The sequence below is a fragment of the Hymenobacter sp. H14-R3 genome, from assembly GCF_030063445.1.
In the GTDB taxonomy this organism is placed as follows: Bacteria; Bacteroidota; Bacteroidia; order Cytophagales; family Hymenobacteraceae; genus Hymenobacter.
Map to the genome: position 1 here is coordinate 44,079 of NZ_JASITD010000026.1, position 24,573 is coordinate 68,651.

Genomic DNA, 24,573 nt, shown 5'->3' on the forward strand with positions numbered 1-24,573 from the left:
TACCACTGTTACCCCGCCGCCAGCCACGCATTGGCCGCGCCCTCATCCACGAACCGGGCAAACTGCACGGGGCTGCCGGGCACGGCGGGCGCTCCGGCCCCCGTCGATAGGCTAGCCAGGTAATCGGGCAGCACCAGGAAGCACACGCGCAGCGGGCCACTCAGCGCCCGCTGCACCTCGGGCAAAAACTGCGTGGTAACCCATTCGGGGCCGTTGAGGCTGCGGTTGGTGCGGCGGCGGGCATCGATGAGCCAGTGGCCGCAGCCGTGGTGCAGCGCCGCCCGGCGCAGGGCCGCGTAGCCGGCGTGCAGCTCGGCCTCCGATACCGAGCGCAGCCAGCGGCCGGTGAGGTGGCCGAGGTCGGGGCGGTGGGCTACTTGCAAAAAATCGGTAGAAAACTGGTCGGGTGCCATGGGCGAAACAGGTAAGCCGTATGAAAGCAATGAGCTAAAGCGGCCCGGCAGAAGTCTCCGGCCACCGGGCAAAACCAGGCGCATCACTCAATTGGCTGGTTCAATGTACAGCTAAATTTCAGGCATTTTATTCTCTGCCATGCCCACATTCGCAAGCCTGCTCGCTTGCCTCGACGCCCTGCTGCGGCAGCACCAGCTCACCTACCACGCGGCCCTGAATCGGCCGGTTTCGGCGGCGGCCCTGGCGGCCTTTAAAACCGGTTGTCGTTGCGCAGTCCGCGCCGCGAGCCGGCCGACCGGGAAGGTTAGCTACCAAAGCGTTTACCCTAAAACACCATTTTACCAGCGGGCTATAATCGCTCAACAAGCCCACCCAATGCCCCCAAGCCGCCATGCCTTCCTTCAATGACCAGGTTTTTCTATATGCCGACCTGGCCCTGACCTGGGGCCTGACCTTGGAGGCGACCGAAGCGGCCCTGCCCGCGGCCAAGCGCCTGCCCACCTACGGCGGCTGGCCCACGCTACGCTGCCGATGTCCATCGGCCTACGGGCTAGCCACCACCGAGTGTAGCCTGCGGGCACCCGGCCGCCGCAAGCCTGTGCTACAAGCCAGCTACGAATTGGCCCCGCCGCCCCACCACGGCTCCTACGTCATCGACCCGGCTTATTGGCTGGTGCCCCTCACGCACCTGCTGGGGCCGCCTGGCAAGGCGGGCAGCTCGGCCGGGCCCAGTACCAGCAGCAACGTGGTGCACTGGGCCACCTGGCAACGGCCGACGGTGCGCGTTTCGCTCTCGGTATTTGGTGGGCTGCGGGAGGACGATGGCGCGGTGAGTGCCGCCGGCCTCTACCTCGATTGGCAGGATGAGCGCACGGCCGCCCAGCCGTCGCTGGCCGCCGCGCTGGCCCAGTCGGCCGCCCTGGCCGCCCGGGTTGGCGCGGCTAGCAAGCTGCTGCTATTTGCTACGGCGCAGCCCCAAGGCCCCTATTTTCACCCCGACCTGAGCCAGCCAGCCCCCTACACCGCCACCCCCGGCCTGTTGCTGCGGCAAGCACAGCGCGCCCTGTATGGCGAAGATTTGCTGGACACGCCGGCCGCCATCAGTGCCCGGCTCACCGACCACGGCGTGGCCCTGTGGCCCGTGCCGGGCGGGGCGCAGTGGGCCGTATCAACGCGCTGGGATACCGTGCTGCTCACGCCAGCGGGGCCGCCAACCGACCTGCTTACCCTGCGGCCGGCCCGGGGCACCGGGGGCGTACTACTGCACGTGGGCGACTTGCAACTACCTGATGCTTACGGTAGCAGCGCACTGGCCACCCTGGCCACGGCCATCGAAAAGCACGTAGGCGCGGCCGTGAGCCGGCGCGAGGACTCGGACTACTAGCACTACTGCATGTAGGGTAATCTTTAGCTTACCAGTAGCGGAGTTAATTATTTCACATCTGCCTAATAACCAAAATTTTAAAATATTTTTCTAGCAAACCCAAGTCGCGGACCAGCGCGCCGCCCTGGCAAGTTTCAGCTTGTAGGGCCGCTTTGCCGGTCCGCCGGCGCGAGCCGGCCGACCGGGGAGCATGGCTCGCAATTTGGGTTAGCAGGCTAAAGCTTACCCCACACTTTGGTTGCGCCAGCTTTAGTATCATTGCTCACCCATAAAACGGGTTTGAAAGTTAAAACCCTACCCCGCTCAACCGGCGCCTGCTCCCGCCCCTTATGGTCACCGAATCCTGGCATAAAATCGAGCGCTGGCTGGCCGCCCATGCCCCGCGCATCCTCCACGAGTCGCTGAACCCCGGCGCGCCCGAGGCCGAGCTGGCGGTGCTGGCCGCCGCCGTGGGCCGGCCCCTGCCCGCCGACTACCAGGCCCTCTACCGCCGCCACAACGGCATGCGCGACGAAACCTGGGGCAGCCTTTGCTACGGCATGAGCCTGCTGCCGCTGGCCGCAGTACTGGATGCCTACGAATACCACGCGCCGGCCCAAATCCTGACCTCGCCCCTGCGGCGGGCCGCGCCCACCGTGCGGGCCGGCGCGCTGCAAAACCCCTACTGGCTGCGCCTGGGCTTCGACTACTCGCGCAGTTGGCTACTCCTGGACCTCGACCCCGCCGCGGCCGGCACCTATGGCCAGGTGCTGTATCTGGATGTGCTAGAAGAGCTTGCCTTCCCGGTGGCCAGCTCGGTGGCCGAGCTGCTCGCCACCTTTACCGACGACCTGACCCAGGGCCTGTATACCTTGGACGCAGGCGCGCAGAAAGACACGTATGAGTTTCTCGTGCCCGATGCCCGCATCAGCCTGGATAATTGGGAGCAGGCCGAGCGCTGGCTCAATGCAATAACTAACTGATTTTCAAGTAATTATGTTAAATCATTCTTTTTGGGGCGACGTCGCCGAAGACTGGGCAGGCTTGTCGGCTGAGCACCCCGTAACCTTACCGGGCTTCGAGCGGCCAATCGAGGTTTTTCTGGGCGAAGAGCTCTTCGAAGAAGATGAAGAATACAACCCGACCCCGGCGCAACTGGATGCCTACTCGGCTACTTTTCAGCGTTTTATGGCCCACGCGCCCGAGCTCATTGCCGAGTTGCAAGAGCAGGCGTTTGCGCAGTACCAGCAGCTATACGCCCACTATTACGACGACCCCGCGCAGTCGGGCGAGCCGGCGCTGGGCCTCACCAGCGCCGCCCAGCACGCCGTCTATATGCAGGATATCAGCTACCTGCGCGTGTCGGACGAGGATACGCTGCGGCTGGTCATCGCCTACGACCTCGACCCCGAGCACGGCCTGGAAGCCAGGTTTGTAGCCAACAAGCTGGTTGAAATCGGGGGCATCGCCGACACCTAATGCTTTTTCATTTATCGTATTACTAATCAGTACTTTGCGATTAAAAGACTAATCCGCTAGCCACTAGCTTTTCTGCCGTGTCCGTTTCCTCTTCGCTCCCGCCCGTGCATTGGGTGGTGCAGCACAACTTGCTGCCGCCCGCCACGCTGGCGGCCTTTCGGCAGGCGTTTGCCCAGCATCGTATTTCCTATGAAGAAGTGCTGGCGGTGCCCTTCTCCCCGGAGCTGCCCGCGCTGCAAAACCCGGCAGCTTGCTGCGTGTTTTACGGCGCTACTACGCTGATTATGAACGCCTACCACTCGGCGCGCTACGCGGCCGGGGTGTGCTACGACGCGGCTACGTTTACGATGGCCAACTACGAGGCGCAGTGGGGCCCGCGCCTGCTCAACCACGGGGCCGCTATCGAAACGCTGGGCCGCTTCGTGGCCCGGCCCCACGCGGCCGCCAGCCAGTGGTTTGTGCGGCCCAATGACGATACCAAAACCTTTGCGGGCCAGGTGCTTAGCTTCGCGCAGCTGCAAGCCTGGCACCAGCAGCTGGCGCAGGTGCCGGGGGCCGAGCCGGGCCCGCGGGCGCAGCTGGTGTTTGCCGCGCCCCGGGCCATTGAGAAGGAGTGGCGGCACGTGGTGGTGGGCGGCCGGGTGGTCACGACTACGCGCTACCAGTGGCGGGGCGAACCCCGGATTTCGGCCACCGATGTGCCGGCCGGGCTGCTGGCCTTCGTGGCCGATTGCTGCGCCACCTACCAGCCGCACGGCGTATTTGTGCTGGATACGGCCCGCACCGACGGCCACTATTTCATCGTGGAGTGCAATTGCTTCAACGGCACGGGCTTCTACCAGCTAGCCGATATCGCGCCCGCCGTGGTGGCCGTCACGGCCTGGCGGGCCCAAAACCCGGCCTGACGACTGGCCGCGGACGCGTATGTTTGAATACTTTCGCCTTGGCGGTGGGGCCGCGCCCCGCCCGTCCTTTTTTTCCAGCCAGCCGGCCTTCGTGCATTCTACTTATGGTTCTGCGTCGCCTCACCGAATCCATTTTTGAAATTACCGATTTCCTGTCGCCCACCGAATGCGCCAAACTCATTGCCCGCAGCGAGCAGCTCGGCTACACTGAGGCGGGCGTGGGCACGGGCGCCAGCACCCAGGTGCTGAAGGGCATTCGCAACAACTTCCGGCTGGCTTACCCGGCGGCCGGCCTGGCGGCGGCGCTCTGGCAGCGGGCCCGGCCGTTTTTGCTGCCGGAGGCCGATGGCGCGCCCGCCGTGGACTTGCACGACCAGTTCCGTTTTTACCGCTACGATGTGGGCGAGCGCTTCAACAAGCACAAGGACGGCCGCATTCGCCAAAGTGCAGCGGTGGCCAGCCGCTGGACCTTCCTACTGTACCTCAACGCTGATTTTGAGGGCGGCGAAACCGAGTTTGAGGCCCTCACCGTGGCCCCGCAGCGGGGGGCGGCCCTGTGTTTCCGGCACGAGCTGCGCCACAAAGGCTGCGCCGTGACCCAGGGCCGTAAATACGTGCTGCGCACCGACGTGCTCTACGAGGGCGCGTAGCCCCCACCTCGGCGGGGTGCACCCCCCGCCTTTTTGCGCAGGTTTGCGCGCTTTCTTTCGTTTCATTTTCCGCCTTTTCCCGTGCCCACCGACCTCCGCCTCTTTGGCATCCGCCACCACGGCCCCGGCAGCGCCGCCAGCCTCGTGGCCGCGCTCGATGCCTTTCGGCCCGACATCGTACTGCTCGAATGCCCCGCCGACGGCGAGGCCGCCCTGGCCACCCTGCGCGACGCGGCCCTGGTGCCACCGGTAGCGCTGCTACTCTATAACCCCAAGCAGCAGGGCCAGGCGTCGTTTCTGCCGTTTGCCGAGTTCTCGCCCGAGTGGCAGGCCGTGCAGTGGTGCTTTCGGAATGAGGCGCACGTACGGTGCTTCGATTTGCCGATGGCGCTGCGCTTTGGGCTGGATAATGCGGTAGAACCGCCCTCCGAAAGTGCCTCACCCCCTAGCCCCTTCTCCTTCAGAGAGGAGGAACTAGCATCTAACTCTAGCTTAGAAACTCCCGATGATACCACCCTCGCCGCTAGCTTAGAGCTAGAAACTAGTTCCCTCTCTCTGAAGGAGAGGGGGTTAGGGGGTGAGGCACCCGCGGAAGACGACCCCGAAATCGAGGCCGACCCCGTGGCCTATATCGCCCGCCTGGCCGGCTACACCGACTCGGAACAGTGGTGGGAAACCCACCTGGAGCAGGCCCCCGGCCACGCCGATACCTTCGCCGTGGTGCTGGAAATGATGACCGCCCTGCGCACCGAGCTGGCCCGCCCCGAAAGCGACGAAACCCTACTGCGCGAGGCCTACATGCGCGAAACCCTGCGCGCCACCCTCACCCAGGGCTACCAGCGCGTGGCCGTGGTATGCGGGGCCTGGCACGCGCCGGTGCTCACCGACCCCGACGCCCACAAAAAGGAAGACAAAGCCCTGCTCAAGGGCCTGAAAAAAGCGCCCGTCGAAGCCACTTGGATACCGTGGACCTATGAGCGCCTGTCGTTTAGCTCGGGCTACGGGGCGGGCGTGCTCTCGCCGGCCTGGTACGAGCTGCTGTTTGCCCACCCCCGCGCCACTGTGGTTACGCAGTGGATGGTGCGCGCCGCCCGCCTGCTGCGCGACCAGGACCTCGATGCCTCCTCGGCCCACGCCATCGAGGCCGTGCGGCTGGCCCACTCACTGGCCGCTGTGCGCGGGCTCCAGCTGCCAGGCATCGGCGAGCTGCAGGAGGCCGCCGTGGCGCTGCTGGGCGGCGGCTACGCCGAAGGCCTGCAAGTTATTCAGCAGCAATTAGTTATTGGCGAGAAGCTGGGTGAGGTGCCGCCCGGCCAGCCCGCCACGCCCTTGCAGCAAGACCTGGCCCAGCAGCAAAAAGCCCTGCGCCTCAAGCCCGAGCCCGGCCGCAAGCCCCTGGCCCTCGACCTGCGCCAAGATGGCCACTTGCAGCGCAGCCACCTGCTGCACCGGCTGCGGCTGGTGGCCATCAACTGGGGCCAGCCCCAGCGCGTGGGCGGCGGCAAGGCCGGCACCTTCCACGAAGACTGGGAGCTGGAATGGCCGCCCGAAATGGCCCTGGCCGTCATCGAAGCCGGCCGCTGGGGCAATACCGTGCTGGCCGCCGCCGCCGCCCGCGCCACCGCCCGCGCCGCCGAAGCCACCACGTTAGAGGTTGTCAGCCAGCTGCTTGACGAGGCCCTGCGCGCCGACCTCGGCCCGGCCATGCCCGCCCTGGTGGCCCGCCTCGAAAGCCTGGGGGCCACCACCCGCGACGTAACCCACCTGCTGGCCGCCCTGCCCCCGCTGGCCCAGGTGCTGCGCTACGGCAACGTGCGCCGCACCGATACCCAACAGGTGGCCCAGGTGGTGCAGCAGCTGGTGCCGCGCCTCTGCATTGGCCTGCCCGCCGCCTGCACTGGCCTCGACCTCGACGCCGCCCGCCCCCTGCTGGAAAAAATCGAAGCCACCCACGCCGCCATCCGGCTGCTGCAAGATGCTGGCCACGAGGCCGATTGGTACGCCGCCCTGGCCGCCGTGGGGCGCAATACGGCCAGCAACGGCCTGCTGGCCGGGGCCGCCGCCCGCCTGCGCTTTGACACCCAGCAGGCCGACGCCGGCGCCACGGCCACCGTCCTGGGCCTGGCGCTGGCCCCCGCCCAGCCCACCACCTACGCCACCGCCTGGATGGAGGGCTTCCTGCGCGGCTCGGGCCTCGTGCTCATTCACCACCCCGAGCTGTTTGCGCTGCTCGATACCTGGCTGGGTGCGCTGAGCGAAGACGCGTTCCGCGAGGTGGTGCCGCTGCTGCGCCGGGCCTTTGCCGAGTTTTCGCGCCCCGAGCGCCGGCAAATTATGGAGCTGGCCGGCACTGGCCCGGCCGCCGCTACACCGGCCGCCGCGGAGCTGGATTTTGACTGGGCCCGCGGGGCGCGGGTGCTGCCCGTGCTGCGCGAGCTACTGGGCGCGCCCACGCTGGCGTAACCGCTCAAGAACTATTCTCACCCTATGAATTTACCGGAGCAGTACGCAGCGATGCGCCAAGCAGCCCTGCGCCAGTTTGCGCAAGGAGCAGCCGAAGTTGATGCGCTGCTAGGCGCGCCGCACGATACCCGCCGCGGCCTCACGCTATTGGCGCGGCCGCCGGCAGCAGTCATGGCCAGGCTCGAAACCATGCTGGCTGATTTTCGGCAAGCGGAGCCCGAACAGTACTACTACCCGGCTACCGATATCCACCTTACCATTCTCTCCATAATCTCTTGCTACCCAGGCTTTAGCCTACAGGCTATCAGTCCCGAAAAATACCGACGGGCACTGCGCGGCATTCTTCAGGCGGCGCGGCCTTTTACTATCCGCTACGCAGGGCTCACGGCCTCGCCGGGCGGCATTATGGTGCAAGGTTTTCCGCAGGGCGATGCCCTGGCTAGTCTGCGCCAAACCATTCGGGAGTTTTTTCAGCACGCCGACTTGCCGCATTCCATCGACCAGCGCTACCGCTTGCAAACGGCTCATTCCACGGTGATTCGCTTCAGGAAACCCCTGGCTAATTCGGTGGCGCTGCTCGAAAAAATAAGCAAGTACCAAGCGCAGGATTTCGGCTCCTTTGAAATAGCCAGCGTAGAGCTGGTGCACAACGATTGGGACCAGCAGGCGGCCCACACAGTGTTGTTGGAAAAATACCCGCTGGGCCGCTAAGCAGTCGCTATTTTTTCGGTAGCTGCCAAAACCGCTACCTTCCCCTATGACGTCCACGTTTCCCTTTAAAATAGCCGCCGCCAAAGCGCCCGCCGACCCGGCCCGCCAGTTCCTGATTCTAGCCGATGTGAGTGGCCTCGACGACTACTACAAGCTATTCGAAGAGTACGGTTTCGGCGGCGACGGCCCCTCCTGGCGCGAGCACATCGAAACCATCATCGAAGAGTTTCAGCCTGAACTATTGGAGAACCTGGAGTTTGCCGAGGACCGCGATACCTTCCTGGTGTACGCCGACAGCCCGGCCGCCGCCCGCGATTTTATGGCCCTGGTGCTGCCGCATTTCAGTGATTTGGGTAAGCTCAAAAAGTACTTCAGCCAAACCGACCCCGACGATTTTTTCGCGTAAAAAACCGTCCTGCCCCACCCCAGAAAATTATCCGCGAAATCCGAAAAATCTGGATGAATCCGTGGTTCAGATAACCTCCGCTATGAATCCCACCGCGCCCCGCTGGAAACTCGTGCTTGGCAGCGCCGCCGACGCCGACAATGCCGTACCCATGCCGCCCGACTACGGCCCGCTCGACCAGGTGCTCACTGCCCTCTACGACGGCGAGCGCAAGGGCGGCCTCGGCGGCTCGGCCCCGCGCGTGAGCCGCTGGCTGGGCGATATCCGCCAGTATTTCCCCACCGAGGTGGTGGCCATTATGCAGCAGGATGCCATGGACCGCCTGGGCCTCAACCAGTTGCTGCTGGAACCCGAAATACTGCGCACCGTGCAGGCCGACGTGCACCTCGTGGGCCTGCTGCTCTCGCTGGGCCGCGTGATGCCCGCCAAGGCCAAAGCCACTGCCCGCGAAGTAGTGGCCAAAGTAGTGCGCGAGTTGGAGCAGAAGCTGGCCCAGCCCCTGCGCCAGGCCGTGCAGGGTGCCCTCAGCCGGGCCGTGCGCAACCCCCGCCCCCGCTACCACGAAATCGACTGGGGCGCCACCATCCGGGCCAATCTTAAGCATTACCAGCCCGCCTACCGCAGCGTTATTCCCGAGCGGCTGGTGGGCCACGGCCGGCGCGGCCAGGCCCTCAAGGAAATTGTACTCTGCCTCGACCAAAGCGGCTCCATGGCCGCCTCCGTGGTGTACGCGGGCGTGTTTGGGGCGGTGCTGGCTTCGCTGAAAGCGGTGAAAACGCACATGGTCGTTTTCGACACGGCCGTGGTCAACCTCACCGAAAACCTAAACGACCCGGTGGACCTGCTCTTCGGCGTGCAGCTGGGCGGGGGCACCGATATCAACCTGGCGCTCACCTATTGCCAGCAGCTTATTACCCGGCCCACCGATACCATTCTGGTGTTGGTGACCGACCTCTACGAGGGCGGCAACGAGCGGGAAATGATAAAGCGCGCCGCCGCCCTCAAGGCCAGCGGCGTCAGCTTCATCGTGCTGCTGGCGCTGTCTGACGAGGGCTCGCCGAGCTTCGACCGGCGCGTGGCCGAGCAGCTGGCGGCGCTGGGCATCCCGAGCTTTGCCTGCACCCCAGCCCGCTTTCCGGAGCTGATGGCGGCCGCCATTCAGGGCCAGAAGCTAACGCTGGACTAGGGTGCGGGCATGCCAGGCCAGTCGCTCCAACGCGCATTCGCCTGGCACTCATTGCCTGTTAGCGGTAAATTATCTTCGGTATAAACTTTTATATATCAACTCATTACCTCCTGGCGCTTTGCCAGCCAGGCATTCCCGGTACCCTCATCCAGGTGCCGCATAAACTGCACGGGGCCGTTGGTGAGGGTGAGCTGCTGGCTATCGGGCAGGCTGTCGAGGTAGTCGGGCAGTACCAAGAAGCACACGCGCAGCGGCTGAGCTAGCTCCTGCTGCACCAGGGGCAGAAACTCGTTGGTAACCCAGTCGCAGCTGTTGAGCGTAAGGTTGACGCGGCGGCGCGAATCGACCAGCCACTGGCCGCAGCCGTAGTGCAGGGCGGCCTGGCGCATGGCGGCGTAGCCGGCGTGCAGCTCGGCCTCCGTTACGGAACGAAGCCAACGGCCAGCTATCTGGTTGAGGTCAGCTCGATAGGAGACCTGCATGGCAATAGTAGAATAGTGATTGCAGAACATAGGCGGAGAGTGAGCGAGCAGCAGCAGTGCGGATGCGCATGCCTGTAGTTCACTACGAGGCCCTTCAGGCGTTCGGATTGCGGCCGCTAAGCCCCGGTTGACCAGGGTGAGTGGAGCACCGAAGCACCGCGCCCCACGGAACCGAAAGGACGCAGGCCTCATTTTCAAAGTATAAATCTCTTTAGAATCTGATAAATGCAATTCTCAGGCAATAATCAAGTATTAACGACTGACCCAGGCTATTTAACGTCCATTTTTTCTTGGTTTCTTTCAAGGAAAAAATAATGAACTTTTCCATAAATACCTGAAAAAAGTTTCAGCCTCTGCTACGCTTGCTAGTAGAGGCTGCCAGTACCCAGGCCAGAGATACGCCCAACTAGCCCAAACCCCACCGATGGATTAGGACAGTTGGGGCAAGCTTACCTGCGACGTGGCCGGGCCAACAATCTGGCAGGTGGCCAACGCCACGGCCAGCAACGGTATGGAAGCTGCCGGCTACCAGTGCCCCGTGTCGCGGCCATAACGTGACAGGGCTACTCTTGACGGAGGAAGCAGTTAAGCGCTAGCTATTTCAGGAAAAGCGTCATGCTTAGCTGGCACCCATTCGCTGAAGCAACTCGCTCGTACCATGGAGGTTATTGCTCCACGGTGCAGGCGAGCTGCTTCTGCAAGCAAACACTAGCTAATTACGAAAATTTATCAATGAAAATATCAAGCATCTTTAATATGCGCCGTTTCCTGCTCAGTCCCGGACAGGCTTAGCACCAATCGACATTTTGGACAGCGGCACCGGAAACCCCACCGTTTCCACGCCCTTCTGGAAGCCGGCCGTGCGGTTTATCTGCGGCACCGGAATTCAGGGATTGCCCACGTGGTCTATCCCCATCGCGGCGGCTTAGATGAGGCGCGGGTCTTGCACCAGCACGCTGCTCCTGGCATCGGGCGTCACGTTAAGAATGCGCTTCTCGTTGGCATCGGCTACATACAGGTTGCCCTCGGAGTCGATAGCAGTGCCGCCGCAGGTGGGCGAGTTAAAGAAGCAGGTCACTTTCTTGGCTAGGTCAGCCGAGCTGATTTTGGGGTTGTCCAGGTACTGGGTTTCCACGCGGCACATGGGCCAGGCCGTGCGCATCGGGGCGCTGGGCACCAGCCTCGACGTAGCCGCGCTGCCCGCGGCCTCTACCTGCTCGTGGTAACCACCCAGGACCAGCAAACGCTGAACCGGCGCTTTATTTAGCATTAAGTAGCACATTATGAGTAATTTGCGAAATCTACCCGGCTTCCAGGCAGTATTTTTTTGCGCGGCGGCGGGCCCCCGGGGCGCATCTTTACGCACGCTTTCCCCTCGTTGCCTATGAACCGCCGCGCTTTTGTACAAGGCACGGGCATGCTGGCCCTCAGTCCCTTGCTGCCTTCCTTGCTGCTGGCTAGCCCGGCCGCGGCCGCCCTGCCCGTGGTGCGGCCGGCGGCGGGCCGGCGCCACTTTCAAAGCCAGGCCGTGGAGGCGGCCATCGGAGAGTTTCAGCGCCATGTGAAAGACCCCGAGCTGGGCTGGCTCTTTGCGAACTGCTTCCCCAACCCCCTCGACACCACCGTGACGCCCGGCACCCGCGCCGGCCGGCCCGATACGTACGTCGGCACTGGTGATAGCGACGCCATGGGGCTGCGCGATAGCACGGCCCAGGTATGGCCCTACTTGCCGTTTGTGAAGCAGGACGCGGCCCTGCGCCAGCTGGTGGCGGGCGTCATCAACCGCCACACGCAGTGCATCTTACGCGACCCGTATGCCAGTGCGTTTTACCACGACCTGGCCCGCGTGGGCGAGTGGCAGCCCGGCGTGCACGCGCGCAAGTGGGCCGTCGATTCGCTCTGCTACCCCATCCGGCTGGGCTACCACTACTGGAAAACGACCGGCGACGACCAGCCCTTTGATGCCGACTGGCGGCGGGCCATTGCCCTGACGGTGAGCACCTTTCGGGAGCAACAGCGCCAGACCGGCCCCTACCGCTACCAGCGCCCGGCGCTGAGCGCCGCCGATACCCAGCCGCTGGGCGGCTACGGCTACCCGGCGCGGCCGGTGGGCCTTCTCGCTTCGGCCTTTTGGCCTGGGGGCGAAGCTACGCGGCTGCCCTTTGTAGTACCCAGCAACTTTTTGGCCGTCAGTACATTACGACAGGCATTTCTCATGCTAGCTGATATTGCCCACGATGGCCCGGAGGCTCAGGAATGCCTGGCTTTATCGGACGAAATTGCCGTGGCTCTGCGCCAGCACGCCGTAGTGACGCACCCCCAGTTTGGCCCCGTGTACGCCTACGAAGCCGATGGCTGCGGCGGCCACTCGCTGCTCGATGAGGCCAGCGTGCCCGGCCTGCTGGCCCTGCCCTACCTCGGGGCCACACCCCTCAACGAGCCCACCTACCAAAACACCCGCCGGCTGGTGCTTTCGGCGGCTAACCCGTTCTTTTACAAGGGCTCGGCGGGTGAGGGAATCGGCAGCCCGCGCAGTGGCCCCGACCAGATTTGGCCCCTCAGCATCATAATGCGTGGCCTCACCAGCACCGACGACGCCGAAATAAGGGCGTGCGTGCAGCAGTTGCGCGCCACGCACGCCGGCACTGGGTACCTGCCCGAGTCATTCTACAAAAACGACCCGGGCCGGCTCACCCGCGCCCAATCGCCCGAAACTAACGTACTGTTTAGTGAGTTTCTGTGGCGAATGTACCAGGAGCGGCCACACCTGCTGACGTAGCCCGCGCGCAAACGCCGATTTAGTAGCACCACTACTAAGCTGGCAAACAAGCCGCTGGTTGGTAAAAAACGCACGCTAGACCCTTATATTTGTCCTACTTTATCTTATTTCCGTGGAAAATCCTGCTACTCTGACTCCCCTAACTGAGGAGTTGCGCCTCGAAGCCCTGCGCCCCTACCAGCTCTTCAATACGATGCGGGACGAAACGTTTTCGGAGCTGGTGCGCCTCACGGCCAAGCTCTTCAACGTGCCCATCGGCATTGTGGCGTTTGTGGAGGAAGAGGAAGTGCGCTTTGGCCTCAACTACGGCCTCGACCCCGACCTGGACCGCGTGAACCGCTGGGAAACCCTGTGCTCGGTGGCCATGCTGCACGAGGAAATCAGTATTTTTGAAGACTTGAAAACCAGGCCCTGCGACCTCATCAACCCGTCGCTGGTGCAGCGTCTCAATCTGGGCTTTTACGCGGGCAGCGCCCTGCGTACGCCCGAGGGCTATTCTATTGGTGTGCTGTGCGTTATCGACCACAAGCCCCGCACCTTCAGCCCCGCCGAAGCCGACTTGCTACAACGCCTGGCCGGGGTAGTAATGAGCCTGCTCGACCTGCGCCTGCACCTGTTGCAGCAGCCCATCTGGAACCAGCAGCTGTGGGCCAGCGTGTATGCCCGCATCGAAACCTCCGTTACCCGCCTCGAAACCCTGGCCGCCCTGGCCAGCTGGGAAGAGCAGCCCGACAGCCCCGCCGCCCAATCGTACCAGGCCTCTACGCACGAGGAAATGCTGCACGTAATCACCGTACTAGCCCAGCATATAGAGGCCCTGCTAAAGGGTAGTGGGGGCTAGCTTTGTGGCTACTATGCCCCATGCTACCCGCTTTTCGCTGCCGCCCGTGCCGGCCGTTTTTCTGGCCATCATCAGCGTGCAGGGTGGCGCGGCCCTTGCTAAGGGGCTGTTTCCGGTGGTGGGGGCGGCGGGCACGGCCAGCCTGCGCATCGGCCTCTCGGCGCTGCTGTTGTTGGTGGCGGTGCGGCCTCGGCTGGGCCAGCTACGGGCCCCGCAGTGGCGGGCCGTGGTGCCCTACGGCCTGGCGCTAGGGGCCATGAACTTCTTATTTTACTGCGCGTTAGCGCGCATTCCGCTGGGCTTGGGCGTTACCCTGGAGTTTGTGGGGCCGCTGCTGGTGGCGCTGGCCGGCTCGCGCCGCTGGCTTGATGTGCTGTGGGCCCTGCTGGCGGGCGTAGGCATTGCGCTCATTGCGCCCTGGGGCGGCCACGGCATTGATGTGGTGGGCATGTTGTTTGCGCTGGCGGCGGGTGGCTGCTGGGCAGTGTACATTGTGCTGGGGGCGCGCGTGGCCGAGGTGCTGCCTGGCAACACGGCCGTGGCCATCGGCATGCTGTTTGCCACGCTGGCGGTGCTGCCGTTTGGCCTGGGCAGCGGGCAGCTAGCGGCCCTCACGCCGCGCCTGCTGGCGCTGGGCGCGGCGCTGGCACTGCTGTCCAGCGCGCTGCCTTTTACGCTGGAGATGCAGGCGCTCAAATCGTTACCCACCCGCACGTTTAGCATTTTGATGAGCATGGAGCCCGTAGCGGCCGCGCTCTGCGGCTGGCTTTTTCTGCACGAGCAGCTCACCCTCAGCCAGTGGCTGGCGGTGGCCCTGGTGATGGTGGCCAGCGCCGGCGCCACCCTCACGGCCCCAAAACGCTGGCCGCCACCGGCGGTGAGTAGCCCGCTAGCCGGCCGCCACCAGCCGCTGGGCCAGCTCCTCGATATCGGCGCGGCGCGCCAGGCCGGCCAGCCACTCGGCCGGAATGCCGAGCTCGCCATACGCTAGGCCGGCCAGGCCGCCGGCCACCGCGCCGGTGGTGTCGGTGTCGTCGCCGAGGTTCACGGCGGCCAGCACCGTGGCGGCGTAGGTATCGTGGCGCAGCAGGCACCACAGCGCCGCTTTAAGGGTGTGCACTACGTAGCCGGAGGAGCCGATTTGGTCTTCCTTTAACGTAGGCAGCGAATTATCGAGAACCCGTTGATAATGCTTATCCTGAACTACCGCTGGGATAGTAGTCGCTTGCAACCAAGGAGTTACTAACCTTATCATCTGCTCATATGCTGTCGCTGGTACCAAGCCGTCTGCCAGCCCACGCGCTACCAGCAGGTACAGAAAGCAGCCCAGCGAGGAGCGTGGGTGGCCATGCGTGACGCTGGCCACTGCTTCGGTCAGGGCCCAGGCGGCGTTCAAATCCAGGTTCTCCGCTTGCCAGGTTTGGTGAAAAACGAGTGGCAGGATGCGCATGAGGGCCCCGTTACCAATATCCTCCTCCGAGCGCGGCCCGGCCTGGCTGGGGCTAACACCTTGCTTGAGACGCTGGATAGCGTAGCGCGTAGCATTGCCCACGTCGAAGGTTTCGCCGGTGGCCGTCCAGTAGCTGTTATCCAGCCAGTTAATGGCCCGCCGGCCAAAATCGGCCAGGTCGGGCGGGCCGGTGAGCCCACCTGATTTGGCCAGCGTTTCGGCCAGGCAAAACGTGAGCGACGAGTCATCGGACCAGGTGCCGGGCGGCTGGCGGTGGGTGCCGTAGCCGCGCAGCCCGGTTACGGGGTCGGCCCGGCGCGCGGCGCGGCTTATGAACTCAACGGGCACGCCCAGGGCGTCGCCCACGGCCAAGCCCAGCAGGGCGGCGCGAATTGCGGTAGCAGTCATATCTAAAGGGCCCAAATGCTGGTTTACCAGCTAAACCGGCGGAACTCGCCAGAATTACGGCATAACAATTGGATTGGGCGGCACTAATCGCGTCTCCATCGACGTTTTTGCCGTACTTGAGCCTGGGTCGTGCAACTTGGCGCATCTTGGCCCCTACATTTGGCCTTCTTCCTAATTATCTTCTGAATGTTCTCCCCCCGCCTCAAAGTTGGCTCTTATGCCGGCCTGGTTGCCGCCGTATTCGGGCTGGCATCCTATCGCTTCTACGAGCACAGCGGCCCGCAGGCAGCACCTAGCAAAGAGCAGGTGTTGGTGGGTACCATTGTGCAGGGGCTCTCGCAGGCCCACTACCAGCCCGAGCGCATCGACGATGCCTTCAGCAAGCGCGTGTTTGAGCTAGCTCTCAAGCGCTTAGACTATCGCAAGAAATTCTTGCTGCAGTCCGATATCGCGCAGCTCACCAAGTACCAGACCGATATTGACGACGAAACCAAGCGCGGCTCCCACGAGTTTTTGGACCTGAGCACCAAGCTCATGGCCGACCGCAGCAAGCAGATGCAGGCACTCGCCCACGAGCTGCTGGCCAAGCCGTTTACCTTCGACGCCGACGAAACCATTCAGACTGACTTCGAGAAGGCCACCTTCCCCACCAACGCCGCCGACCAGCGCGAGCAGTGGCGCAAGCTGCTTAAGTACGAAACGCTGACCCGCGTGGCCGAGATGATGGACGAGCAGGACAAGCGCCACGACCGCTCGCGCGTGGCCAGCCTGGCCAAAGAGCCCGCCACCATCGAGCCCGACCGCTCCCCCGCCCAAATGGAAGTAGAGGCCCGTAAGCGCGTGCTGAAATACTACGACGAGCAGTTTGCCGACCAGCCCGACGCCAACGAGATTCTCAGCAACTACGCCAACGTAATTGCTAATACGTATGACCCTCATACCGAGTACTTTGCGCCCCGCGAAAAGCAGGAATTTGATATTCAGCTCACGGGCCGCTTCGAGGGCATTGGGGCCACGTTGCGCGAAAAAGAAGGCCTGATTTACATTGAGGACATAGTACCCGGCTCGGCTTCGTTCCGGCAGGGTGAGCTGAAAAAGGGCGACGCTATCTTGCGCGTGGCCCAGGGCGCTACCGAGCCCGTGAGCATTGAGGGCTGGCACACCAACAAGGCCGTGACGCTCATTCGGGGCAAAAAAGGCTCGGAAGTACGCCTCACGGTGAAGAAGGCCGATGGCTCGACCAAGGTAATTCCCATTATCCGCGATGTGGTAGTGGTGGAAGATACCTATGCCCAGTCGGCCGTTATCAACGACCCGAGCGGCGTGAAAATAGGCTACCTGCGCCTGCCGGCGTTCTACGCCGACTTCAACGACAACGGCGGCCGCTCATCAGCCGCCGACGTGAAGAAGGAGCTTGCCAAGCTTACCGCCGAAGGCGTGAAAGGCGTGGTATTCGACCTGCGCACCAACGGCGGCGGCTCGCTCAACGATGCCGTCGAAATGGCCGGCCTCTTCATGCCCAGCGGCCCCATGGTGCAGGTGCACGACAGCCGCGGCGTAACTAACGTACTCAACGACAAGGACCCGCGCGTGCAGTACAGCGGGCCGCTCGTGGTGCTGGTGAACAAGTACAGCGCCTCGGCCTCCGAGATTCTGGCGGCCGCCGTGCAGGACTACAAGCGTGGCATCATCATGGGCTCTACCAGCACCTATGGCAAGGGCACGGTGCAGCGCATCATCGACCTCGATGAGGCCCTGCCCAATGAATTGAGCAGCCTCAAGCCTTTTGGCTCGCTCAAGTTCACGATGCAAAAGTTTTATCGCGTTACCGGGGGCTCTACCCAGTTCAAGGGCGTAGCTTCGGATATCGTGCTGCCCGATGTGCTTTCGTACCTCGACCAGGGCGAGAAGGAGTCGGATTTTCCGCTGAAGTGGGACGAAATTAAGCCCGCCAGCTACCGCCCCTGGGATGACCAGCCCAACTACGCCAAGCTCGAAGCCAACAGCAAGGCCCGCGTGGCCGCCAGCCCGGCCTTCCAGCAAATGACGGAACTGGTGCAAACCTTGCGCAAGCGCAAGGACGAAACCGTTGTTTCGCTCAAGCTCGACAAGTTTCGCGACATGCAGCACCAGCTCAAGGCGGAGTCGGACAAGTACGAGGCCATCCAGAAAACGGCCACCCCGCTGGCCTTAGCCGCTCTCACCGCCGACCGCACCGCCGTCGGCGGCGACTCGGTAAAGGTGAACCGTGCCATGCGCTTCACCCGTGGCCTCAACAAGGACATCACCTTGGGCGAAGCCGTGAACGTAATCAAGGACCAACAATAATCGCAGATTGCGCTGATTCGAATGGCGCTTGACTGGTTGTTTTGAAGCTCCTGGGCCGTTGGCTCAGGAGCTTTTTTTGCGCCATTAGCTTCTGCGTCTTCTGCGAAAACCTCTGCGCCCTCTGCGGGCTAAAAAACACCCACGCCATGCCACTAACAAATTTAGCAAATAGCCTGAAATATCTTTAGTAAATCGCAACTAAAATTCCTGGCATTTGGTTTACCTGGTATGACAATGAAACCCGAAGCCCGCATTATCCCGCTCATTCCGGCCGAGACATATCCGGCCCCGGTAATGGCCATTTCGACCGCCGAAGCCCTGCTCACCCCCGAGGAGCAGGAACATCAGCGTCTGGCCGATGAAACCTGGCGCCGCTCCATTCCGGCCCAAGTGTTTCTCAACTATTTCTTCGCGCTTAGCTCCCACATTCAGGCCGGCGAGAGCCCGCTGGGTGGCTTGGCGCACCTCCCCTATTTCCGCCAGCACCAGGCCGAGCTGACCGAAACCGACGCCACGGCCCTAACCAAGCTGCTGCACTCGTGCTGGAGCACCGAGTACGCGCTGCGCGCCACCGCTGAGCTGGGCGACGAAAATTTCCTGCGCAACGCCCTGCACTGGACCTTCCCGCAGGCGTACCACACCATTCTTTCGGGCCTGCAAGCCTTCCTATATACCACCGGCGTGCGCTCTAATAACGCCCAGGTAATTCGCCGCGAAGTGGGCCGCCTGATAGTGAAGAACGCCTACCCGCGCCCCGTATCGTTCTATGCGGCTGGGGCTTACGGTGATTTCAACATTCATCGCCTGCCGCTGGCGGGCTACAAAGCCGGCCTGCACATCGCCTCGCAGGAGATTGATGCCCAGGCTCAGATTGGCCAGTTCCTGCGCACCACCCGCAAGCAGAAGGCCATTACCGTGCGCCAGACCGTGCAGGCCAACCCCAACACGGCCATCCGCAGCCAGAAAACCGGCAAGCCGCTCGATAAGTGGACAGCCGCCCACTGGCAGCAGATTACCTGGCGCTTGGGCTACACCACCATCTTCGATTTGCTGGGCCGTTTGCGCATCTCGCAGAGCAGCCGCGAAATCGAGCGCTACGTAGAGGCCGACATTGACTTCCGCCTGTTTCACAGCTCGCTGCTGGGCATTGTGAGCTACCTCAACGGCATTCATGAAACCTACGTGGCCAAGGCCCTGGGCCTGGAGCGGTATGAGCGGCTGGTGCGCGAATTGCCCAGCCACTTGCAGCACGGCTTTGTGCAGGAGCGCCTGCGCACGCGGGTACAGCCCACGCTACTGGGCGCCGAGCCCGAGCCGGAGCTAAAAATGGCCGCTTAACCGCAGATTCAAACGGATTTCGCAGATACGGGGCTGACACCCCTGGTTACGCTATCGTTGGGAAAAAGCTGCTCCTTTTCGGGGCGGCTTTTTTCATGCTGTACTTTTGCGTTTCACTCTCACTTTACGAACCTCTTCTTTGGCTATTGCCCAGGCAAGCAGCCGGCCTACACCGAATTAATCGGTCCCAAAATCCGATTAATCCGATAAATCCGAAGAATCCGCGGTTCAGACATTACTTATGCACCATCTCAGTGAGCAGGAAATCCTGCGCCGCCAGAAGCTCGACGACTTGAAAGCGCTGGGTATCAACCCGTACCCTTCCGAGCTATTCGATGTCAATTTCTCCGCCCAGGAAATTCACGATAACTACCACCCCGAGCTCAACAACTTTCAGGAGGTGTCGCTGGCCGGCCGGCTGATGTCGTCGCGCGTGATGGGCAAGGCTTCCTTCGCCGAGCTCATGGACTCGTCGGGCCGCATTCAGCTCTACGTGAACCGCGACGAGATTTGCCCCGGCGAAGATAAAACGCTGTATAACAGTGTGTTCAAGAAATTGCTCGACCTGGGCGATTTTATTGGCGTGAAAGGCTACGTGTTTAAGACGCAGGTGGGCGAAACGTCCATTCATGTGAAGGAGCTGGTGCTGCTGGCCAAGGCGCTGCGCCCGTTGCCCGTAGTGAAGACCAAAAAGGACGAGGCAACCGGCGAAGAAATCACCTACGATGCCTTCACCGACCCCGAGCAGCGCTACCGCCAGCGCTACGTGGATATGGTGGTGAACCCGCAGGTGCGCGAAACCTTCATCAAGCGTACGCAGCTGGTGCAGGCCATGCGCAACTACCTGAACGACAAAGGCTACCTGGAAGTAGAAACCCCCATTTTGCAGCCGCTTTACGGCGGCGCAGCGGCCCGGCCCTTCAAAACGCACCACAACACGCTGGATATGTCGCTCTACCTGCGCATTGCCAAAGAGCTGTACCTCAAGCGCTTGATTGTGGGCGGCTTCGACGGCGTGTACGAGTTCGGCAAGGACTTCCGCAACGAGGGCATGTCGCGCTTCCACAACCCCGAATTCACCCAGATGGAGCTCTACGTAGCCTACAAGGACTACAACTGGATGATGGACTTAGTGGAGGAAATGGTAGAGCGCGTGGCCATGGCGCTGCATGGCAAAACCGAGGTGCAGGTGGGCGACAACCTAATCAATTTCCAGCGCCCCTGGCAGCGCTACACCATGTTTGAGGCCATCGAGAAGTTTACGGGCGTGGCCATTGGCGAGATGGACGAAGCCGCGTTGCGCGAAACCGCTACCAAGCTGCACGTGGGCCTCGACCCCAGCATGGGCAAGTCGAAAATCATCGACGAGATTTTTGGCGAGCACGTCGAGCCCAAGCTCATCCAGCCCACCTTCATCACCGACTACCCGGTGGAGATGTCGCCGCTGGCCAAAAAGCACCGCGACCACACCGGCCTCGTGGAGCGCTTTGAAGCCATCTGCAACGGCAAGGAAATCTGCAACGCGTTTTCGGAGCTCAACGACCCCATCGACCAGCGCCAGCGCTTCGAAGACCAGCTGGAGCTGGGCAAGCGCGGCGACACCGAGGCCATGGTGCTCGACGAAGACTTCCTGCGTGCCCTGGAGTACGGCATGCCGCCCACGGCTGGCTTGGGCATCGGCATCGACCGCCTGAGCATGATTATGACCAACTCGCACTCCATCCAGGACGTGCTGTTTTTCCCGCAGATGCGCCCCGAGGTAGTAGCGCAGGACAAAGCCCAGCCCAGCGCTTCGTAACGAAGCGCTGGCGACCGGCCGTAAAAAAAGACCCGCTCCCATTCTGTTGGGGGCGGGCCTTTTTACGAACAGCCTGGTGCCAGGCCTCTTAGCTATCAGAAGTGTGCGATGGGTAGTCTGATTTTACGACCAGCATGTTTAACCAACACTGGCAGAAACTCCTACGACCGGCAATTTTACTGGTACCACAGCGGGCATCGGTTAGGCCGTTTGCACTAGTTCATACGCAAGTGCACGCGGTGGAGTTGCGGTGGGCGTGAATTATGTAAAAAATTTATTGCCAGGTACTTACAGCGCACGGTGGCGGCCTTCGCCGGCGTCGCCATCGTAGTCTAGGTCGCCGCGCGAGTCGTAGTCCTCATCGCCGGCTACCGACTGGCCGTTGCCGACGGGGGTGGCCAGGTCGCCGGGCTCGGCATTGCTCATCGAGTCAAATAGCGCATCGGCGGCTTGGCGGTCTTCGCGCACGGCGGCGCTGGGATTGGTAGCGGCGGCGGCGTCTTTAGCCTTACCCAACGCATCGTGGGCCTTGCCGAGGCTATCGGCCCACCACTTGCGGGCCGACTCGCGCAGGCCGGCGCGGGCTTCGTCGCCGGTTTCGGGGGCCAGTAGCAGTCCGGCCAGGATGCCGGCGGTGGCACCAGCCAATAGCGAAACAATGACTTTTCCGTTGTCGTTGGGCATAGGTGAAAACAGCTTTAGTGAGCAGGATAGGAGAACTTGGGTAAGCTAACGCGGGAAACGAGTTGGTGGTTAGGCCGGAGCCCAAAAAAACCCTGTACCAGCAGGCACAGGGCTTTTTATTCTGCTAGCCGAGGCTAGGCAATACTTATTTGGTGGCGTCTTTAGCAGCGTCAGCACCCTTGTTTACGGCATCTTTGGCAGCATCAGCACCTTTGTCGGCGGCATCTTTGGCAGCGTCAACACCCTTATCAGTAGCATCTTTAGCCTTATCAGATACATCACCGCCTTTGCCCACCAAGTCGTTGATGATTTTGGTGATTTCCGACTTGCCTTTGCCCAGCTTGTCTTGCAGCTTGCCGAGCAGCTCGTCGCCTTTGCCTTCGGCATAGGTTAGGTCCTCATCGGTGAGCTGCGCGTACTGCTGCTTCAGCTTGCCTTTGATTTCGTCCCAGTTACCGCCAATGTTGAGGCTACCACCGGCACCTAAGATACCGAGGTCTTCGAGCTTGTCGGACAAGCCTTTGAATTTCGTTTCAAGGTCAGCGCTGTATTTATTGAACTGGTCGCTCAGCTGGCCGCCGTATCCTTTGGCCGAGTCTTTCCAGTTTTCAAGCGTAGCCGAACCTTTATCCGGAGCCAGCAGAATGCCAGCAATAATGCCAGCGCCAGCACCAGCAAGAGCGGCGATAAGAATTTTGCCTGCGTTGTTATCTTCTTCGCGGTACGACATGAGAAGGAATAGTAAAATGGTAAGGTGAGGAAACCGGGGCCGGCACGGTAGATGGCCGTCAGCCCGGATATGGGCAGCTATACGGGGGCCGGGCCGGGGGGTTGGGGCCGGGCACGAAATTAGTGAGCCAGCCACCCGGCCAAGGTTTCCCTTAGCGGCCGGGCCTGCGTATAAGGGCCCATGCCTATTCATTCTGCTCTCACTTGCCTGCTACTGGGGGCCGCGCTGGTGGTTGGCGGCTGCCAGCCGCGGCTGGCCCGGCAAGCGCCGCCCGCCACCAACTGCCTCGACGCCAGCCGCGCTAACCCCAACGGTATCTGCACCATGGAGCATGACCCGGTGTGCGGCTGCAATGGCCTCACCTATGCCAATGCCTGCGTGGCCCGCAACGCCGGCCTGCGCAGCTTCCAGCCAGGGCCTTGCCCTAGCCGGCCCTAGTTTTATTTTTTTCGCTTTTACCCACGTTGCTATGTCGGCCGATAAAAAATACTTCCGCAACCCCCAGCCTTTTCGCGTACCCACCACTGATGGCAAGCTCATTGAAGAGCACATAGGCCTGGCCAGCTCCCACACGGCCGCGTATAGCGTAGCCCACATGGTGGCCCCCCCGCAGTGGAGCGAGCCCCACCAACGCCCTGAATTTGACGAGATTACCATTGTGGTGCGCGGCCGCAAGCGCTTCGAAATCGATGGCGACGAGGTAGAGCTGCAAGCCGGCGAGTCGCTGCTGATTCGGGCCGGGGCGCGGGTGCGCTACTCCAACCCCTTTGACGCGGAGTGCGAGTACTGGTCGGTGTGCGTGCCGGCTTTTAACCCCGCCACCGTGCACCGGGAAGAATAAGCTGCTCTTTACTAATGACTAAAACCCTCGCTTCCTTTGATTTTCTCAACCTACTGCTCCACACCGGGGGCCGGCACATCGTGCTCGAAACCGAGTGGCTGGGCTTTGCCGGCAGCAACGATTTTCGGCGGGCTCTCACCGAAGCCCTGCGCCTAGCGCGGCTGCACCACGTAACGGGCTGGGTAGCCGACGACCGCCGCCTGGGGCCCGTGCGCCCCAAAGACCTGGAGTGGACGCACACCGAAATACTGCTGCCGCTCGGCGAGCTAGGCGTGCTCCGCTTCGCGCACCTCGAATCGGAACAAGTACTTAACCGCCTCACCATCAATGGCATGTATCAGACTGCCGTACCGGGCCTGAACTACGAGTTCCGGCACTTCACGCTGCTGCCCGAGGCGCGGGCCTGGGCGGCGGGCTAGCGACCCAGGTGGCCTTTAGTATTCCTCTTTCTCAATCTTAAACGCCGATTTCAGGTTGCCGAAAGCCAGGTCGCTGCTGCCGAAACCCAGCACTTCGCTGCGGCAGGTGTACACCCCCATGCCATGTTCGGTATCCCAATCGCAGCTCAGGGCCAGCCCGATGTGCGCCACGCCGTCGGTATGCTTGTTTTTGATGTAGACGTAGTGCAGTTCTACCAGCCCGCACAGCTCCTCGGGGGCGCGTAGCTTAAAGGGCAGGCTGTGGCGATTGGCATTATCGTCATCGTGGTCGTAGGTGAGCAGGATAGTCCACCATTGCCGGTAAAAATAGGCCAGCGTAGCTTGCAGCAGCTCGCTTTCGTGGGTGAGCAGCCACTCGTAGGCCCGCACCTGCTCGGGTCTGGGCGGCAACTGCGTATCCTCATTCAGGGCATCAACGGTTAGTTGAGGGACGTAATTGTTTGGGCCACCACTATCCCGCTCCTGGCCAGCGTGCTTCTCGCGCTTGCGCCGCCGGGCGTTGGTGGCGGCCCGCACGGCCTTCCAGGCCCCGCAGCCCTGGTTGAACTCCTCCCATTCGGGCAACACTATGGGGCCTTGCCACTCGTATTCGGCCCAGGTAAGGCCCGGGATAGTGGTGACTGGCTGAGTTGGCATTGACATACAAGTAGTTGAACAGGGGTGATAAAACAGGAATGCCGGACCGCCTAAAGCGCGGGCCTGCGCAGCGGGCTGAGAGCATGGCACTACCTAGGAAAAGATATAGACTAGCTGTATGGTCCCAGAGAGTCATGGCGTACCTTTAACCCGCGACTGTCAGGCAAAATTATGGAACAAGTACTTCACGCAAGCGCCCGCACCACGCCGGCCATCCGGCGGGCCCTGCAAACCAGTTCGG

At 62.3% G+C, this 24,573-nt stretch carries 25 protein-coding genes; 18 read left to right on the top strand and 7 right to left on the bottom strand.

Going from position 1 to position 24,573, the window contains the following annotated elements; translation table 11 throughout:
* Positions 1–8: 8 nt before the first annotated feature.
* Positions 9–413 carry a hypothetical protein gene (locus QMK33_RS19070; RefSeq protein ID WP_283566215.1) on the bottom strand — a complete coding sequence of 135 codons (405 nt, stop codon included), beginning with the start codon at positions 411–413 and terminating at the stop codon, positions 9–11.
* Positions 414–805: 392 nt separating this feature from the next.
* On the opposite strand from QMK33_RS19070, the gene QMK33_RS19075 reads away from it, so the two are divergent.
* From QMK33_RS19075 to QMK33_RS19115, 9 genes are all read left to right on the top strand, one after another.
* A complete protein-coding gene (locus QMK33_RS19075) occupies positions 806–1,798 on the top strand; it encodes a hypothetical protein (RefSeq protein ID WP_283566216.1) in 993 nt (330 codons plus the stop codon).
* Positions 1,799–2,127: 329 nt separating this feature from the next.
* Positions 2,128–2,760 (top strand): SMI1/KNR4 family protein, encoded by a 633-nt coding sequence (locus tag QMK33_RS19080; protein ID WP_283566217.1) that lies wholly within the window; start codon positions 2,128–2,130, stop codon positions 2,758–2,760.
* A 13-nt stretch (positions 2,761–2,773) separates the two neighbouring features.
* Positions 2,774–3,256 carry a DUF6985 domain-containing protein gene (locus tag QMK33_RS19085; RefSeq protein WP_283566218.1) on the top strand — a complete coding sequence of 161 codons (483 nt, stop codon included), beginning with the start codon at positions 2,774–2,776 and terminating at the stop codon, positions 3,254–3,256.
* A 77-nt stretch (positions 3,257–3,333) separates the two neighbouring features.
* Positions 3,334–4,161 (top strand): ATP-grasp domain-containing protein, encoded by an 828-nt coding sequence (locus tag QMK33_RS19090; protein WP_283566219.1) that lies wholly within the window; start codon positions 3,334–3,336, stop codon positions 4,159–4,161.
* A gap of 104 nt (positions 4,162–4,265) precedes the next feature.
* Positions 4,266–4,811 (top strand): 2OG-Fe(II) oxygenase, encoded by a 546-nt coding sequence (locus tag QMK33_RS19095; protein ID WP_283566220.1) that lies wholly within the window; start codon positions 4,266–4,268, stop codon positions 4,809–4,811.
* An 81-nt stretch (positions 4,812–4,892) separates the two neighbouring features.
* The gene (locus QMK33_RS19100; RefSeq protein WP_283566221.1) at positions 4,893–7,274 is read left to right on the top strand and encodes a DUF5682 family protein; all 2,382 of its coding nucleotides are present in this window, start codon (positions 4,893–4,895) and stop codon (positions 7,272–7,274) included.
* 24 nt (positions 7,275–7,298) lie between these two features.
* Complete coding sequence (locus QMK33_RS19105) at positions 7,299–7,985, top strand: 2'-5' RNA ligase family protein (RefSeq protein ID WP_283566222.1); 687 nt, start codon at positions 7,299–7,301, stop codon at positions 7,983–7,985.
* A gap of 46 nt (positions 7,986–8,031) precedes the next feature.
* A complete protein-coding gene (locus QMK33_RS19110) occupies positions 8,032–8,391 on the top strand; it encodes an Imm51 family immunity protein (protein ID WP_283566223.1) in 360 nt (119 codons plus the stop codon).
* An 82-nt stretch (positions 8,392–8,473) separates the two neighbouring features.
* On the top strand, positions 8,474–9,577 hold the full coding sequence (locus QMK33_RS19115; protein ID WP_283566224.1) for a VWA domain-containing protein: 1,104 nt from the start codon (positions 8,474–8,476) through the stop codon (positions 9,575–9,577).
* Between the two features lie 95 nt (positions 9,578–9,672).
* On the opposite strand, the gene QMK33_RS19120 is transcribed toward QMK33_RS19115, so the two are convergent.
* Complete coding sequence (locus QMK33_RS19120; protein ID WP_283566225.1) at positions 9,673–10,059, bottom strand: hypothetical protein; 387 nt, start codon at positions 10,057–10,059, stop codon at positions 9,673–9,675.
* A 925-nt stretch (positions 10,060–10,984) separates the two neighbouring features.
* The gene (locus QMK33_RS19125; RefSeq protein WP_283566226.1) at positions 10,985–11,329 is read right to left on the bottom strand and encodes a hypothetical protein; all 345 of its coding nucleotides are present in this window, start codon (positions 11,327–11,329) and stop codon (positions 10,985–10,987) included.
* A 114-nt stretch (positions 11,330–11,443) separates the two neighbouring features.
* Here QMK33_RS19125 and QMK33_RS19130 point away from each other — a divergent pair, with 114 nt between their 5' ends.
* The 3 genes from QMK33_RS19130 (at position 11,444) to QMK33_RS19140 (ending at position 14,670) form a co-directional block, all read left to right on the top strand.
* Positions 11,444–12,838 (top strand): glycoside hydrolase family 125 protein, encoded by a 1,395-nt coding sequence (locus tag QMK33_RS19130; RefSeq protein WP_283566227.1) that lies wholly within the window; start codon positions 11,444–11,446, stop codon positions 12,836–12,838.
* A gap of 112 nt (positions 12,839–12,950) precedes the next feature.
* Complete coding sequence (locus QMK33_RS19135; RefSeq protein ID WP_283566228.1) at positions 12,951–13,679, top strand: GAF domain-containing protein; 729 nt, start codon at positions 12,951–12,953, stop codon at positions 13,677–13,679.
* Positions 13,680–13,692: 13 nt separating this feature from the next.
* A complete protein-coding gene (locus QMK33_RS19140; RefSeq protein WP_283566229.1) occupies positions 13,693–14,670 on the top strand; it encodes an EamA family transporter in 978 nt (325 codons plus the stop codon).
* On the opposite strand, the gene QMK33_RS19145 is transcribed toward QMK33_RS19140, so the two are convergent.
* Entirely contained in the window at positions 14,569–15,537 is a 969-nt protein-coding gene (locus tag QMK33_RS19145) for an ADP-ribosylglycohydrolase family protein (RefSeq protein WP_283566230.1), read from the bottom strand. The genes QMK33_RS19140 and QMK33_RS19145 overlap by 102 nt on opposite strands.
* Positions 15,538–15,723: 186 nt before the next feature.
* On the opposite strand from QMK33_RS19145, the gene QMK33_RS19150 reads away from it, so the two are divergent.
* From QMK33_RS19150 to lysS, 3 genes are all read left to right on the top strand, one after another.
* On the top strand, positions 15,724–17,865 hold the full coding sequence (locus QMK33_RS19150) for a carboxy terminal-processing peptidase (RefSeq protein WP_283566231.1): 2,142 nt from the start codon (positions 15,724–15,726) through the stop codon (positions 17,863–17,865).
* A 234-nt stretch (positions 17,866–18,099) separates the two neighbouring features.
* Positions 18,100–19,203: a hypothetical protein gene (locus QMK33_RS19155; protein WP_283566232.1), complete on the top strand. Its 1,104-nt coding sequence runs from the start codon at positions 18,100–18,102 to the stop codon at positions 19,201–19,203.
* A 241-nt stretch (positions 19,204–19,444) separates the two neighbouring features.
* Positions 19,445–21,001, top strand: a complete 1,557-nt coding sequence (lysS, locus tag QMK33_RS19160) for a lysine--tRNA ligase (protein WP_283566233.1) — start codon at positions 19,445–19,447, stop codon at positions 20,999–21,001.
* A 288-nt stretch (positions 21,002–21,289) separates the two neighbouring features.
* On the opposite strand, the gene QMK33_RS19165 is transcribed toward lysS, so the two are convergent.
* The gene (locus tag QMK33_RS19165) at positions 21,290–21,685 is read right to left on the bottom strand and encodes a YtxH domain-containing protein (RefSeq protein WP_283566234.1); all 396 of its coding nucleotides are present in this window, start codon (positions 21,683–21,685) and stop codon (positions 21,290–21,292) included.
* Between the two features lie 145 nt (positions 21,686–21,830).
* Entirely contained in the window at positions 21,831–22,415 is a 585-nt protein-coding gene (locus QMK33_RS23665) for a CsbD family protein (protein ID WP_502867079.1), read from the bottom strand.
* 180 nt (positions 22,416–22,595) lie between these two features.
* Between QMK33_RS23665 and QMK33_RS19175 the strand changes: the two genes are divergently transcribed.
* The 3 genes from QMK33_RS19175 to QMK33_RS19185 are packed head-to-tail and all read left to right on the top strand — an operon-like array spanning position 22,596 to position 23,675.
* Complete coding sequence (locus tag QMK33_RS19175) at positions 22,596–22,853, top strand: Kazal-type serine protease inhibitor domain-containing protein (protein WP_283566235.1); 258 nt, start codon at positions 22,596–22,598, stop codon at positions 22,851–22,853.
* A gap of 31 nt (positions 22,854–22,884) precedes the next feature.
* Positions 22,885–23,256 (top strand): cupin domain-containing protein, encoded by a 372-nt coding sequence (locus QMK33_RS19180; RefSeq protein ID WP_283566236.1) that lies wholly within the window; start codon positions 22,885–22,887, stop codon positions 23,254–23,256.
* A 14-nt stretch (positions 23,257–23,270) separates the two neighbouring features.
* Complete coding sequence (locus tag QMK33_RS19185; protein ID WP_283566237.1) at positions 23,271–23,675, top strand: hypothetical protein; 405 nt, start codon at positions 23,271–23,273, stop codon at positions 23,673–23,675.
* Between the two features lie 15 nt (positions 23,676–23,690).
* On the opposite strand, the gene QMK33_RS19190 is transcribed toward QMK33_RS19185, so the two are convergent.
* A complete protein-coding gene (locus QMK33_RS19190) occupies positions 23,691–24,332 on the bottom strand; it encodes a DUF6985 domain-containing protein (protein WP_283566238.1) in 642 nt (213 codons plus the stop codon).
* Between the last annotated feature and the right edge of the window lie 241 nt (positions 24,333–24,573).